Annotated in this window: 12 protein-coding genes; 6 read left to right on the top strand and 6 right to left on the bottom strand. The window is 57.8% G+C overall.

What is annotated here, in order from left to right:
- Nucleotides 1-38: 38 nt before the first annotated feature.
- The gene (locus BTJ39_RS06520) at nucleotides 39-2045 is read right to left on the bottom strand and encodes a sensor domain-containing protein (RefSeq protein WP_078001875.1); all 2007 of its coding nucleotides are present in this window, start codon (nucleotides 2043-2045) and stop codon (nucleotides 39-41) included.
- A 457-nt stretch (nucleotides 2046-2502) separates the two neighbouring features.
- Here BTJ39_RS06520 and BTJ39_RS24790 point away from each other — a divergent pair, with 457 nt between their 5' ends.
- Entirely contained in the window at nucleotides 2503-2655 is a 153-nt protein-coding gene (locus tag BTJ39_RS24790) for a hypothetical protein (RefSeq protein ID WP_176110243.1), read from the top strand.
- A gap of 38 nt (nucleotides 2656-2693) precedes the next feature.
- Nucleotides 2694-2882, top strand: a complete 189-nt coding sequence (locus BTJ39_RS06515; protein WP_078001874.1) for a hypothetical protein — start codon at nucleotides 2694-2696, stop codon at nucleotides 2880-2882.
- A 99-nt stretch (nucleotides 2883-2981) separates the two neighbouring features.
- On the opposite strand, the gene BTJ39_RS06510 is transcribed toward BTJ39_RS06515, so the two are convergent.
- The 5 genes from BTJ39_RS06510 to BTJ39_RS06490 form a co-directional block, all read right to left on the bottom strand.
- Nucleotides 2982-4292 (bottom strand): MFS transporter, encoded by a 1311-nt coding sequence (locus tag BTJ39_RS06510; protein WP_078001873.1) that lies wholly within the window; start codon nucleotides 4290-4292, stop codon nucleotides 2982-2984.
- A gap of 102 nt (nucleotides 4293-4394) precedes the next feature.
- Nucleotides 4395-5033, bottom strand: coding sequence for an N-carbamoylsarcosine amidohydrolase (locus BTJ39_RS06505; RefSeq protein ID WP_078001872.1), 639 nt, complete (start codon nucleotides 5031-5033; stop codon nucleotides 4395-4397).
- Between the two features lie 12 nt (nucleotides 5034-5045).
- A complete protein-coding gene (locus tag BTJ39_RS06500; RefSeq protein WP_078001871.1) occupies nucleotides 5046-5798 on the bottom strand; it encodes a maleate cis-trans isomerase family protein in 753 nt (250 codons plus the stop codon).
- Entirely contained in the window at nucleotides 5795-6616 is an 822-nt protein-coding gene (locus BTJ39_RS06495) for an alpha/beta hydrolase (RefSeq protein ID WP_078001870.1), read from the bottom strand. The genes BTJ39_RS06500 and BTJ39_RS06495 overlap by 4 nt, the downstream gene beginning before the upstream one ends.
- Nucleotides 6613-7761, bottom strand: a complete 1149-nt coding sequence (locus tag BTJ39_RS06490; RefSeq protein WP_078001869.1) for an FAD-dependent monooxygenase — start codon at nucleotides 7759-7761, stop codon at nucleotides 6613-6615. The genes BTJ39_RS06495 and BTJ39_RS06490 overlap by 4 nt, the downstream gene beginning before the upstream one ends.
- Nucleotides 7762-8092: 331 nt before the next feature.
- Here BTJ39_RS06490 and BTJ39_RS06485 point away from each other — a divergent pair, with 331 nt between their 5' ends.
- From BTJ39_RS06485 to BTJ39_RS06470, 4 genes are all read left to right on the top strand, one after another.
- A complete protein-coding gene (locus tag BTJ39_RS06485) occupies nucleotides 8093-9145 on the top strand; it encodes a 2,5-dihydroxypyridine 5,6-dioxygenase (RefSeq protein WP_078001868.1) in 1053 nt (350 codons plus the stop codon).
- Nucleotides 9146-9222: 77 nt separating this feature from the next.
- Nucleotides 9223-9684, top strand: coding sequence for a MarR family winged helix-turn-helix transcriptional regulator (locus tag BTJ39_RS06480; RefSeq protein WP_078001867.1), 462 nt, complete (start codon nucleotides 9223-9225; stop codon nucleotides 9682-9684).
- Nucleotides 9685-9721: 37 nt separating this feature from the next.
- A complete protein-coding gene (locus BTJ39_RS06475; RefSeq protein WP_078001866.1) occupies nucleotides 9722-10255 on the top strand; it encodes a (2Fe-2S)-binding protein in 534 nt (177 codons plus the stop codon).
- The gene (locus tag BTJ39_RS06470; RefSeq protein ID WP_078001865.1) at nucleotides 10252-13830 is read left to right on the top strand and encodes a molybdopterin cofactor-binding domain-containing protein; all 3579 of its coding nucleotides are present in this window, start codon (nucleotides 10252-10254) and stop codon (nucleotides 13828-13830) included. Before BTJ39_RS06475 ends, BTJ39_RS06470 begins: the two co-directional genes overlap by 4 nt.
- Nucleotides 13831-13875 lie beyond the last annotated feature (45 nt).

Raw genomic sequence — 13875 nt, 5'->3', positions numbered from 1 at the left:
GGCGCGTGACGCCAAACGCAATCAACGCGAGCGGAGGCTTAAAGCACTTCGACGAGCTTGTCCGGTGACAGCGAACGGGAGAAGAACCAACCCTGAAAGCGGTCGCAGCCGATATCCGCCAGCGCGCTAAACTGCGCGCTGTTTTCCACCCCTTCGGCCACAACTTCAATGGAAAGCGCCTGACACATGGCGACGATCGCGCGTACCGTCACCAGATAATCACCCTGTTGATTTACCGCCTGAACAAATGAGCGGTCTATTTTGACTTCGTCGATAGTGAGCTGGCGCAGGCCCGTCAGTGATGCCATACCGGTACCAAAGTTATCCAGCGCGATGCGGACCTGCATGTCATGCAGCGCATTAAACTTGCGCTGCGCTTCGGCAAAATCGTTAGTGAGCGCCGTTTCCAGTACTTCAATGGTCAGTTGATGCGGCTGGATATTGTTTTGCAGCAGCACGCGCTCCATAACGCGAATAAAGTCATTGCGTTTCAGGTGGCGTGGGCTGACGTTGACCGATACCCGCATCGCCTCCATGCCCGGCTGGCGATGCCAGCGGGCTAGCTGCTGGCCGGCTTCATTAAGCACCCAGTCGCTTATCTGGCGGATCAGGCCGGTGCTTTCCGCGACCGGCAGAAAGGTGGTCGGCGCAATCAGTTTTCCTTCCGGCGTACGCCAGCGCAACAGTGCTTCCAGGCCTGAGGCGTGGCCGAGACGGGAATATTGCGGCTGGTACTCAAGGAAGAACTCGCCGTTATCCAGCGCTCTTTTCAAGCCGCTTTCGATGGTATCGCGATGATGCTGCTCTTCACGCAGGCGGCTTGACCAGAACATCCAGCGGCGGCGGTTCTTTTTCGAGTAATACTGCGCCATATCGGCTTTATGTAGCATATCGGCGACCGGGCCGGCATCTTTGCGGAACAGGTAAACCCCCAGGCTGCTGGAGACGCTGACCACGCTACCTTCCAGATCAACATCGCGCGTCAGATTTTGCAGCAGGCGGTTCATCATCACCGTTAGCTTACTGCGCGCTTCCTGTTCGTTATCGCCAAGGTGATTCACCAGCACGGCAAACTCATCGCCGCCCAGTCGGGCAATCGCATCGTGGCTGCGGATTGCGGCGCGTAAGCGCCGCGCGACTTCCTGCAGTAAGGCATCGCCCGCATTATGACCCAGGGTATCATTGACCTCTTTAAAGCGATTTAAATCCAGATAGAGCAGGGCGGCATATTCGCCTTCAAGCTGGGTCAGCTGCCGCGATAGCTCAATTTTGTGCAGGAAGCGTGAGCGGTTATCCAACTGCGTCAGCTGGTCATGCCAGGCGAGATGGTGCATCTCCTGCTGACGCTGCATTTCGGCAGTGATATCTTTTGCCTTACCTACCATTTCGGTCGCCATGCCTTTACCGTCATGACGTACCGCTTTTCCGGTGTTGTGGATCCAACGAATTTCGTCGTGGGGGGTAACAATGCGGTACTGGCAGTTAAACATCGGGGTATGACCACGCAAATGCTCGCGCATTTGCCGCTTTACTTCATCACGATCGTCCGGATGAATCAGCTGTTCAAGTGCGTATACCGGATGCGTCAGTTCTTCATCTTCAATCGCGAAAATTTGCCGCCAGAAGTGATTGTGGGTGATTTCATTACTCTGCATATCCCAAAACCAGAAGCCCTCTTCGGTGATCTCCATGGTCTGCTCAAGCCGCCAGCGCAGATGCGCTTCTTCGCGCTGGGCATGAAGTTCAGTGGTAATATCGGTGGCGATCACCAGAAAGCCGGAATAGCGTTGGTCAGTGAGCGGCGCGACCTGGCAATGCAGCCATTGGGGCTGGCGGCCATCGGTCAACTCGAACTGGGGGTGGTCTGCGCTGAGCAATAGCGCAAGCTGCTGGCTTTGCTGCAATCGCAGATAGAGCGATTCTCCGGCTTCATTGGCAAAAGTAAGCGCTGCCTGGCTATCAGTAATAAATATGGCGTTGGCACTGTGCTGTACCACCTGCTTAAAAATAAATGCACTTTCTTCAGGAAGGTGATGTCGACGCATGATGGATACAGTAACCGCGCGGGTTAATGCCAGTTTCTCAGAGTATATTGGCGGAATATTATCCGGGTAGTGGGTAATAAGTCTATCTGCCGGAGTAAGAAAAATCTTAGATCAGCCCGCTGCGGAAACTTACGCTATATCCTGCTTGTTCATCGGCAATTTCGCCGCGTTTTATGGCGTGTTCTACCCTGGAATGCCATTTTTGTCCGGCAGCAAACTTATTAAAGCAATTTAATAATGCCGGTAATTAATAATTCATACTGGCATGCTATAAGCCTGCCTGAGAAAAGCGAGGCATTATATTGATTACGGTGCTACAGATAAAGCGCTGACGGTTTTTTAGCTTACGGCTATCGGCATAATGTGCTAATCTATCCCGGTTCTCCCGCAGAATAGATTATTGCCGGGATAGTTAATCTCTCCTGATGCTGTCGCCGGTTCACAAGCCGGAATTGATGTGATTGCCCTGATGAAGAAGCCCTCTGATCTACCGCCTGAAAATGATAACCGCGTTCCGTTGGATGACGCGCAGTTCGCCGTGGTGGTGCTTGCAGTCGCTTCTTTTATTCTTATAATCTTTGTGCTGATTATTACGTTGTGGATGACCTGACTAATTCGTCAGCGTTAGCGAGCTTGCCGGAGGAGAAGATGGACAGCTACGAAACGGAGGATAAGCTGCTGGCCGTGATTGGTCTGCTGAGTGCTGCGCTGGTAACGGTCATCGTGGTATTTCTTGCTACCTGGCTTTCAACCTCTCGTGCTACGCCATTAAATGCCGCTGATACCGAACAGTGCCAGCCTGCCAGACCCTTTCCCCAACCGGGCCTGCGGCCCTGAGCAAAAGCTATTTCCCGCCGCCCGACAAACCGCTAAAACAGCAGCCCCACCGACGTTGCCGCCGGCGGGGCTGATAGTATTACGATAACCGCATTGCCCTTAGCGATTCACCAGCTTCGCCGGCAGGGCGATGACCAGCAGCGAGCTTAACAGCAGGCAGACGGCGAAAAACCACAGCGCGCCGTTGCTGCTGCCGGTCATATCCAGCGCTATCCCCATGACGGAATTGCTGACCAGTCCGGCGATGTTGGCAATTGAGCAGGCCAGCGCGAAGCCGGCCGCCGCTGCCGTGCCGCGCAGGAAGGTGGCTGGCAGGCTGAAAAATACCGGCACGGCGCCGATAATCATCGCCTGGGCAATGGAAAACAGCACCACCGTCATCGCCACGCTGTGGGAGAATAGCGGGCTGGCGCCCATTGCCGCAGCCCCGATAATAAAGGGGATGATGATATGCCAGCGGCGCTCGCGCATCCGGTCTGAACTGCTGCCGATAGCCAGCATGCCGATTAGCGCCGCCAGGCTGGGAATGGCCGTCAGATAACCGATGGTGCTGATATCCGTCATGCCTGCGTTTCTGATAAAGGTTGGCATCCAGAAACCCATGGCGTAGGCGCTAAGTAAAATCGAAAAATCAATGCCGCCGAGCATCACTACGCGAATATTGAGCAGCCCGTCGCGCAGACTGTGTTTGACGCCTTCGCTATCCTTTTCATCATTTTCCAGCTCGTTTTGCACGCTTTGCTTTTCACTGCTGCTTAGCCAGGCGGCGCTTTCGACGTTATTTGGCAGTACCCAGAAGGTCAGTACCCCCAGCAGTACGCTGGGTAGCCCTTCCAGCAGGAACAGCCACTGCCAGCCGCGCATACCATAAACTGAGTGAAAATGTCCCATTATCCAGCCGGAAACCGGTCCGCCGATCAGGCTTGATAGCGGCAGGCCGATCATAAACAGCGCGATGATGCGGCTGCGGCGCCAGGAGGGATACCATTTAGTGAGATAAAACAGCACGCCGGGCAGGAAGCCGGCCTCCGCCGCGCCGAGAAAAAAGCGGATGATGTAAAACTGCATGGGCGTTTGTACCAGCAGCGTGGCGGTGGAAAGTAAGCCCCAGGTGATCATAATGCGGGCAATCCATATTTTGGCGCCCACGCGCTGCAAAATCAGGTTGCTCGGCACTTCAAACAGAATATAACCGACGAAAAAGAGGCCGGCGCCCAGTCCGAAGGCGGTTTCGCTCAGGGCCAGGTCGTTGGTCATTTGCAGCTTGGCGAGGCCGATATTTATTCGGTCCAGGTAAGCGGCGAGATAACACAAACAGAGAAAAGGGATTAGCTTCCAGGTGATCTTGCGATAAATCGAAGCGGTGTCCTCAGCTGCCATAACAGCAGGACGGGTAGAAACAATAGTCATAATCTTCTCCGAGCGCGATGGCCCTGATGGGCATATTGTAATGCGTCCACAGCGTTGCTGAACGTCTTGTTTCTGCGCACTCCGTGCAGGTGAACTGCGCCCTTAGCGGGCGCTTATCTGTCCCAAATAAGTAAGCGCGTCGGCTTTGCTCACTACGTCGCCGTACTTACTGTCAATATCAAAAAGATTGGCTTCATGCGGTTCGGGATGCCGGTCGCCAACGCATTCGCGTACCACCATGGCGCGAAAGCCGTGCTGTAATGCATCGACGGCGGTCGCCCGCACGCAGCCGCTGGTGGAACAGCCGGCAATCAGCAGCGTATCAATCCCTTCGGCCACCAGCAGCGGTGCCAGTGCCGTGGCAAAGAACGCGCTGGCATACTGTTTTCTGATCACCACCTCCTGCGCCAGCGGTAGCACCTGCGGGCAAAAAGCGGCCAGAGGGTTGCCTTCCACCATATCGCGCATGACCGGCGCCTTCTGTACCCAGATACCGCCGTCGCGCTGGTGCGCCGGATGATAGCGGATCTGGCTATGAATGACCGTTATTGCGCTATCGCGCGCCGCCTGCAACAGCGTGCGCGACTCTTCAACCGCCGTCACCACCCCTGGCGCATAAAGCGGCGCGCCAGGGGTAATGTAGCCCTGCATAAAATCAACCATCAGCAGCGCGGGGCGCCGGCCAAAGCCGATACGATTTCCCCAGACGCCGGCATAATTTTCACTTGCCGTTTGTGACATCATCTCCTCCCGTTACCAGGCGCCGGAAAGCAGCGCGCCGGCGCCCGGTACCACCGGTTCCAGCTCGAGGGCTTTTAGCAGGGCATAGGTAGTGGCGATGGCTGCGGTGATCACCGGCTTACCGGTCTGAGCTTCCACCTTCGCGACCGCAGGCAGCGACGGCATCTGCACGCAGGCTGACAGGACCACCACGTCAATATCATCCAGCGGCATGTCGGCGACGATGGCCGGCAGATTATTGGGATCGTGGCGAGCTACCGCCAGGTTATCGGCAATTTCCAGCGCGCGCCAGGTCTTCACCTCAATTCCCTCTTGCTGGATATAATCCACCACTAATTCCGTCAGCGGCTTCATATAGGGCGCCACCAGCGCGATCTTTTTCGCTCCCATGGTATGCAAGGCTTCCACCAGCGCACCAGCGCTGGTGATGACCGGCGCCAGCGCCGCGTTGTCGCGGGTTACGGCGGTTAAACGCTGCTGGGACTGGCGATGGTAGCCGGGACCCATGGCCATAATCGCCACCAGGCAGGCGTAACCCAGTACGTCGACCTGCGCGTCGGAAAGCTCAAGGGCGCAGCGGTCTGACTCTTTATCCATCGCCGCCAGCTCATCTTTATTGACGTGCTTCATCCGCATGCGGCTGGAGTGAAAGGTAAAGCGCTCCGGGCGGATCAGCTGGCGCGCTTGCAGCATCGCCGGTATTTCGGTTTCCATGGTGATGTTAGAGCTTGGGACGATTTGCCCGATACGGTAGTTCAGTTTCATTGTGGCTTCTCCGCGTGTAGTGCCGTGCCAAGGAAGGTGCCGAAGGCGCTAAAAAATCCGTTAAAGTCATCCCAGGGGATCATGTGGCCGGCGTTTTCGACGTGGCTGATGGCAATATCGGGACGCAGTTCGCGGATCTCGGCCTCGTCTTCGGGCTGGACTACGCCGCCTTTGCCGGCCACCATCAGCAGCGTTTTGGCCGGTAACTGACGGAAATACTGATGAATATCCAGCTGATGGAAGTCATCAAAGGCGCGACGAATGGCGGGTTCATAACAGGTGTGCAGCCATTCAGCGCGCAGCTGGCGCTGTTCCTCGCTCCAGCTTGGGCAGTACTTTTTCATCGCCTCGCCGTCCATGCCTTGAAGCGCCTCGCGAATTGAATCCTGGTACCAGGGCCACTGGCCGGGATAAAGCCGACGACCAGGGCCGGAAACTGGCGGGTCGATTAGCGCCAGAGAGACTACGCCGTCGGGACGTTTAACCGCCGCACGCATGATAAAGCGTGCGCCCATTGAGTGGCCGATCAGATGATATTGCGTGAGGTCCATCGCCTGAGCGAAGGCATTAATGTCATCGGCGCAGCTCTCCATGCCATAGTCCAGGCCTTCGCCGCTGCTGGACAGACCGCGGCCGCGCACGTCGAGTATCCAGGTATCAAAATGTTGGCCGAAGACTTCGGCGACAAAGCCCCAGGTAATGGCCGGGCTGGTGATGCCGGGAACTAAAATCAGCGTTGGCCCCTTGCCGCCATAGCGCAGATAGTGCTGGCGAATGCCATTAGCCTGCACCTGGCCGCCACAAATAAAATGACTCATGAGTTCACCTCGCTTTTCAGGGGGTCGGCAAAGACGTCGTAGCCATACACCCAGGCCGGATCCTCCTGCGCACGTAAGAAGGTATTGGCGTTGGAAACCGACTGTACCCGCGAGGCGCGCTCTTTACGGTTAGCCTCATACAGGCGGAAAGCCGTGGCGTAGTCATCAAGGCCGGTTTCGCACAGGCAGCGGGTCAGCATGGCGCCGTCCTCAATTGCCATGGCGGCGCCCTGCGCCATGTGCGGCTTCATCGGATGGCAGGCGTCGCCCAGCAGCACGATGCGGCCTTCGCTCCACACCGGCAGCGGTTTACGGTTAAGCAGCGGCCATTTGGTCACCGACTCGCTGCTTTCAATCAGCGCCTGTACCACCGGATGATAATTGCCGAAAGTTTCCAGCATCTCGGCGCGGCTGCTGTCAACAAAGCTGCCCTTAAAGTCCCATGCCGGATGCGGCACGCCGGAAACGTAGTAGTATTCATCGCGCGAGCGCGTGGTGTAATAAACCATCAGATGGCGATCCTCTGACCACCACTTCACGCAGTCCTCAAACGAGAGGTTATATTTGCGTAGCTGCTCGCCGCGTATCAGCGCCCGGTGGGCGACCCAGCCGCTGTAGGTCGGGGCTTCGGCCCCCAACAGGTGTTCACGTAGTTTTGAATTGATGCCGTCGGCGCCAATCACAATATCGGCCCGCGTTTCGCTCCCGTCCTGAAAGCGCAGCACCACATCGCTTCCGCTGTCTTCGACGCTGCTCAGACATTTGCCGAAATGGATGCTGCCCGGCGTAAGGCTGGTCATTTGCATCGCCTGCAGGTCGCCGCGATGCACGGTAACGTAAGCGGCGCCGTATTCGCGCCGGGCAAAGTCGCCCAGCGGAATGCGCGACAGGTATTCACCCGTTTCACCGTCGCGGCTGAACCAGAAGTCAGGGTGGGAAGCGAGGTCTTCCAGCTGCTGTTCAATCCCCATGCGGCGGAAAATTTTTAGTACGTTCGGTCCCATATGAATGCCGGCACCCAGTCGGGAAAACGCCGGGCTTTGCTCATAAACGTCGACATGGAACCCGGCTTTTTGCAGCAGCGAACCGGCCGCCAGTCCGCCAAGACCGGCGCCAACGACGGCGATGCGTTTCATATTGCTCATATTTTCCTCTCAGCACTCAAACTGTTTCACGGTGTACATTCCACCCCGGCGTTGCAACAACCAGAAGTAAAGTGTGTACACTATAATTATTGGGGTTAAATTATTGTGAAATGCAACCGTGTTTTTGGTTAAAAAATGATTAAAACCGGATAATATGATGTTAATCACAGCTTGAAGTGAAGGTTAAATAGTCTTTTCTTATGATGCCATGAAAGGCTTGCACTCAGGTGGGTAACATGTCTATAACAATAATATCTAGCGTAGTCGCTATAAAAAGGCGAAATTATGAGCTGTTAGTTTCGCCCGGCACCTAACCTGAGAGGAGCACATCATGGCAGTTAATCAGAGTCAGCTGGGACAGATGTTTGAGCAGGTTTTACGTTTGTCGAAAGTAGATGCCAGCCAAAGCGTGGCTATTCTGAAAAGTCACTATTCTGATGCACGCACCGTACAGGCAGCGACCGATGCGGCGTTAAGATTGGGCGCGAAAGTTTACAGCGTTGAGCTACCGTCCTTTAACCATCCCACCGCCATGGGCAACGACATGACGGCCTACTGCGGCGATACGGCGTTGACCGGCAACATCGCGGCGCAAAAGGCGCTGGAGGCCGCCGATCTGATCGTTGACACCATGATGCTGCTGCATTCCCCCGAACAGGAGCAGATCCTTAAAACCGGCACCCGTATCCTGCTGGCCGTCGAGCCGCCGGAAGTGCTGGCGCGTATGCTGCCTACTGAGGAAGATAAAGCGCGGGTGATGGCCGCTGCGGCAGTGCTGGAAAAAGCGCGCATGATGACGGTTAAATCGTCGGCGGGCAGCGACTTCCGCGCGCCGCTCGGCCAGTATCCGACGGTAACCGAGTATGGCTATGTCGACGAGCCGGGGCGTTGGGATCACTGGCCAAGCGGCTTTTTATTTACCTGGCCCAACGAAGAGCAGGCTGAAGGGGTGCTGGTACTGGACGTCGGTGACATCCTGCTGCCGTTTAAAACCTACGCCCGCGAACGCATTACTCTGGAGATTGAAAAGGGCTTCGTCACCCGCATCCACGGGGGCTTTGAAGCGGAATACCTGCGCGACTATATGGCGTACTTCAACGATCCCGAAGTGTATGGCATTTCGCACATCGGCTGGGGCCTGCAACCGCGCGCCCAGTGGACGGCGATGGGATTACACGATAAAAACGACGGCATGTGTATGGACGCCCGCGCGTTCTACGGCAACTTCCTGTTTTCCACCGGGCCGAATACGGAAGTCGGCGGCACGCGTAAAACCCCTTGTCACATGGACATCGCGCTGCGTCGCTGCGACATTCGCGTTGACGATTTGCAGGTGGTGGCCGAAGGTGAAGTGGTGGCACCCGCCGCCTCGCGGGTGCGCTAGGTCATTGCAGGGAGCGGCTGTCAGGGCAGTGACAATGTATTACACTGCCCGGCATATCCGGGTAAAAGGAAATTTATATGTGCCAGAAAAACCAGGCTGCGCAGGAACAGCCTTATGACTACACCGAGCAGGTGGGGCATTTACTGCGTAAGGTCTATCAGCGTCACGTGGCGATTTTTCAACAAAACGTGGGCGACTCCCAGCTAACTGCCGTGCAGTTTATTACCCTCTGCGCGCTGCGTGACCACGGTCCCAGCGCGCAGAACGATTTAGTGCGCTTTACCGCCGTCGATCAGGCCACGATTCGCGGCGTCGTTGAGCGGTTAAAAGCGCGCGATTTGGTCAGCCTTGGGCCGGACCCGAAAGATAAGCGTAAAGTCATCGTAATGCTGACGACTGAAGGCCAGAGGCTGACCAGCCAGGTAACCACTAATGCGATGCGCATTAGCGAAATGACATACGGGCAGTTAAATCCCGCCGAACGGATTGCGCTGGTTTATCTGCTCAGAAAAATGCTGGACGATACGAGCCAGCCATAATCCGGCGAGTGACAATCGCCCGGTAAGGCGCCTGATAATGAAAATGAGGGAAAACCTTCCCACGACACCACAGCCTCCGATCGGCCTTCATCACTACACTTTGCTGGTGAACGGGGAGGAAAAAGCCGTTTCCAGCTATCGCGACACTTCCTTGCTGCTGGTGCTGCGTAACGAGCTGCAGCTTAACGGGCCTAAATATGGCTGCGGCCTCGGCGAGTGCGGCGCCTGTACGGTATTAATTGACGGTATTGCCGCCCGCGCCTGCGTGATCCCGGCTTTCGGCGTTCGCCGTCGTGCAATTACCACCCTGGAAGGGCTCGGTCAGCGCGATAGCCTGCATCCGGTCCAGCAGGCATTTATTGAGGCGCAGGCGGCGCAGTGTGGTTACTGCCTGAACGGTATGATTATGACGACCGCCGCATTATTACGTGATAATCCGCGACCGGATGAACAGCAAATCTGCGCCGCGCTGAGCGGCAACCTGTGCCGCTGCGGCACGCATAAAGAAATTATTTGCGCGGTAAAACGCGCCATTACGCTATGCCAGCAGCAGGCAGGGAGCCAGCCATGAGCCATACCTCCGCGCCGACCCAGCGCCAGCTGCAGCAAGCTGAAGAAGTCTTGCTGGTTGTTGACGAAATCCAGCCGCCGCCGGGACTGATGCCGAAAGGGCAGACGCCGACGCCAAAAGCAAAGCAGATGGCGCTGTTTCTGGCGGTGGATCGCCACGGTCAGGTCTGGGCGTTTAACGGCCACGTTGATTTAGGGACCGGCGTTAAAACCGCCCTGACGCAGATTGTCGCCGAGGAGCTTAATCTGCGCGTTGATCAGGTCAATATGGTGCTGGGCGATACCGCGCGCGCCCCTGACCAGGGCGCCACCATTGCCAGCGCCACGCTGCAAATTTCCTCCGTGCCTTTAAGGCGAGCCGCCGCCGAAGCGCGCCGCTGGCTCAGCCAGCAGGCGCTTTTACGCTTTGAATGCCAGCCTGAGCAGCTCAGGCTGGATGAAGGTTATTTTTACGCGCCTGACGGGCGCCAGCTGAGCTTTGCCGACCTGCTCGCTGGCCAGCGCGTCGAGCTGCGCATTTCAGCGGACGTACCGCTTAAACCCGTCGATCAGTATCGTATCGTGGGGACCAGCTCCTCGCGGGTGGATATTCCCGCCAAAGCGACCGGCGAACTGACCTGGGTGCATGATCTGCGCCTGCCGGAGATGCTGCACGGCAGGGTGATCCGCCCGCCTTATGCCGGTTATGACAACGGCAGCTTTGTCGGCACCTCGCTGCTGAGTCTTGATGAAAGCTCCGTCGCCCACATTGAGGGGATTATCAAAGTGGTGCGCATCGCCGACTTCGTTGGCGTGGTTGCCGAGCGTGAAGAGCAGGCCGTCGCGGCGATGGAGGCGTTGGATATTCGCTGGAAGGCCTGGCAGCACCTGCTGCCGCAGCTGAGCGATGTGGAACAGGCTATCCGCGATAATCCGCGTACCTCAAGGGTGGTACATGATAGCGGCGGCGTGGATCAGGCGCTGGAAAAGGTGGCGCAGCGCTTTACCCGCAGTTATCTGTGGCCTTATCAGCTGCATGCTTCGATCGGGCCTTCCTGCGCGGTCGCGGATTACCACCCTGAATCCCTGCGCGTCTGGAGCGGTACGCAAAACCCGCATCTGCTGCGTGCCGATCTGGCCTGGCTGCTGGAATACCCGGAAGCGGCAATTGAGATTAACCGTATGGAGGCGTCGGGCTGCTACGGCCGCAACTGCGCTGATGACGTTGCCGCCGATGCCGCGCTGCTCTCGCGTGCAGTGGGCAAACCGGTACGGGTACAGCTGACCCGCGCTCAGGAGCATCTGTGGGAGCCGAAAGGCACAGCCCAGCTGATGGAGGTTGATGGCGGACTGGATGCCGACGGTCATCCGCAGGTTTATGACTTTACCACCTCCTATCCGTCAAACGGCGCGCCGACGCTGGCGCTGCTGCTGACCGGGCGCGTGGACCCGCTGGCACTGGCCTACGAGATGGGCGATCGTACTTCGGTGCCGCCTTATCAGTTTCCGCATCTGCGGGTCACCATTGAAGATATGGCACCAATTGTGCGCGCCTCGTGGATGCGCGGCGTTTCGGCGCTACCGAATACCTTTGCCCATGAATCCTATATGGATGAGCTGGCCCACGCGGCGGGAATCGATCCGGTGGAATATCGCCTGCGCTATCTTGACGACGAGCGCGCCGCCGAGCTTATCCGCTCCACGGCGCAGCGCGCCGACTGGACGCCGCGCACCGAGCCGATGCAGCAGAGCAGCGAGCCGGGCATTCTGCGCGGGCGTGGTTTTGCCTATGCGCGCTACATCCACAGTAAATTTCCCGGCTTCGGCGCCGCCTGGGCGGCGTGGGTAGCCGACGTCGCCATCGATAAGCAAAGCGGTGAAATTGCGGTAACGCGCATTACCGTTGGCCATGACGCCGGAATGATGGTGAATCCCGACGGGGTAAAGCATCAGATCCACGGCAACGTTATTCAATCCACCAGCCGGGTACTGAAAGAACAGGTGACGATTGAAAGCAATCTGATAGCCAGCAAAGAGTGGGGCAGCTATCCGATTCTGACGTTCCCTGAGGTGCCGGATATTGATGTAATGATGGTGCCGCGCCCTCATGAGCCGCCGCTTGGTGCCGGAGAATCGGCATCGGTACCCAGCGCGGCGGCAATTGCTAACGCGGTATTCGATGCCACCGGCATTCGTTTTCGCGAACTGCCGATCACCTCAGACAAGCTGCGTCAGGCGCTGAATGGACCCGATCCGCAGCCCGAAGCGAAGCTTGCCGCGCCGGTTAGTCGTCGCCAGCGTAGTAAGAAAAAATGGGTTTTCGGCGGCGCCGCCGGCCTGCTCGGCGCGGCAATCGGCATTGCGACCAATGCGCTACCCTGGCGCGCAGCCATCGCGCCGGTGACGCCGCCGGATGCCGCCAGCTGGTCGGCGCAGATGCTGGAACGCGGGCGCCAGGTCGCCGCCGCCGGTGACTGCGCCGTTTGCCATACCGCAGAGAGTGGGGCGACCAATGCCGGCGGGTTAAAAATGGCAACGCCCTTCGGCACCCTGTATACCACCAACATTACGCCGGACAGGGAAACCGGTATCGGCAGCTGGTCGTTTACCGCCTTTGACCGCGCCATGCGTCAGGGCATCAGCCGCGATGGCCATCATCTCTATCCGGCGTTTCCCTACACCGCGTTTCGCCAGATTAATGAAGGCGATATGCAGGCGCTGTACGCCTATCTGATGTCGCAACCGGCGGTAAAACAGAGCGCGCCGCCAAACGAGATGCGCTTTCCATTTAATATGCGCTTTCTGATGGCGGGCTGGAACACGCTCTTTTTGCGTCAGGGCGAGTACCAGCCTGATGGGACCAAAAGCGCCGAATGGAATCGCGGCGCTTATCTGGTCAACGGCGCTGGCCACTGTGCCGCCTGCCATTCGCCGCGGAATTTGCTGGGTGCCGAGAAGGGGGGCGCGCAGTATCTTGCCGGCGGCTGGGTCGACGGCTGGGAAGCTCCGGCCTTGAATCAGCTCAGTAAGGCGCCGCAGCCGTGGAAAGCCGACGCCCTGTACAACTATTTGCGCACCGGCTATGACGATAAGCATGGCGTCGCCGCCGGGCCAATGGCGCCGGTGGTCAGCCATCTGGCGACGCTGCCGGAAGCCGACGTACGGGCGATGGCGACCTATCTGGCCGATATTAACGGCCAGGCTTCCGCGACAGCGCAGAGCGCGCCCCCTGCGCCGGCGCCGCAGCCTGCCTGGAATACCGCGGCTGGCGAGCGGCTGTTTAAAGGTGCCTGTCAGGCGTGCCACAGCGCCAGCGAGGGGGGACCGAAGCTGTTTGGCGTCAGTCCTGCGATGGCAAACAGTAGCAGCCTGACCAGCGCGACGCCGGATAATCTGTTGCAGGTGGTGCTGCATGGCATTGATAAACCAGCGAGCGACGAGCTGGGCTATATGCCGGGATTCGCCGCCAGTCTGTCAGACAAGCAGGTCGCCGATATCGCCGCCTGGCTGCGTCAACGCTACGCGCCGAATGAGCCAGCCTGGACCGATCTGACGGAAAAAGTGGCCCACGTGCGCGCCAACCCCGGCAGCCATTAGCCAGCAGGCAACGGTGGCGGTTTTATTGGTACAATTAAACCATGG

The sequence above is a fragment of the Izhakiella australiensis genome, assembly GCF_002006995.1.
GTDB lineage: Bacteria > Pseudomonadota > Gammaproteobacteria > Enterobacterales > Enterobacteriaceae > Izhakiella > Izhakiella australiensis.
This window is presented reverse-complemented; position numbering and strand designations above follow the sequence as displayed.

What these genes read in the sequence shown, in the direction of transcription:
- BTJ39_RS06515 (WP_078001874.1), top strand. Translation starts at nt 2,694, where the DNA reads ATGGACAGCTACGAAACGGAGGATAAGCTGCTGGCCGTGATTGGTCTG.
- BTJ39_RS06490 (WP_078001869.1), bottom strand. Translation starts at nt 7,761, where the DNA reads ATGAGCAATATGAAACGCATCGCCGTCGTTGGCGCCGGTCTTGGCGGA.
- BTJ39_RS06505 (WP_078001872.1), bottom strand. Translation starts at nt 5,033, where the DNA reads ATGTCACAAACGGCAAGTGAAAATTATGCCGGCGTCTGGGGAAATCGT.
- BTJ39_RS06500 (WP_078001871.1), bottom strand. Translation starts at nt 5,798, where the DNA reads ATGAAACTGAACTACCGTATCGGGCAAATCGTCCCAAGCTCTAACATC.
- BTJ39_RS06480 (WP_078001867.1), top strand. Translation starts at nt 9,223, where the DNA reads ATGTGCCAGAAAAACCAGGCTGCGCAGGAACAGCCTTATGACTACACC.
- BTJ39_RS06470 (WP_078001865.1), top strand. Translation starts at nt 10,252, where the DNA reads ATGAGCCATACCTCCGCGCCGACCCAGCGCCAGCTGCAGCAAGCTGAA.
- BTJ39_RS06510 (WP_078001873.1), bottom strand. Translation starts at nt 4,292, where the DNA reads ATGACTATTGTTTCTACCCGTCCTGCTGTTATGGCAGCTGAGGACACC.
- BTJ39_RS06475 (WP_078001866.1), top strand. Translation starts at nt 9,722, where the DNA reads ATGAAAATGAGGGAAAACCTTCCCACGACACCACAGCCTCCGATCGGC.
- BTJ39_RS06520 (WP_078001875.1), bottom strand. Translation starts at nt 2,045, where the DNA reads ATGCGTCGACATCACCTTCCTGAAGAAAGTGCATTTATTTTTAAGCAG.
- BTJ39_RS06485 (WP_078001868.1), top strand. Translation starts at nt 8,093, where the DNA reads ATGGCAGTTAATCAGAGTCAGCTGGGACAGATGTTTGAGCAGGTTTTA.
- BTJ39_RS06495 (WP_078001870.1), bottom strand. Translation starts at nt 6,616, where the DNA reads ATGAGTCATTTTATTTGTGGCGGCCAGGTGCAGGCTAATGGCATTCGC.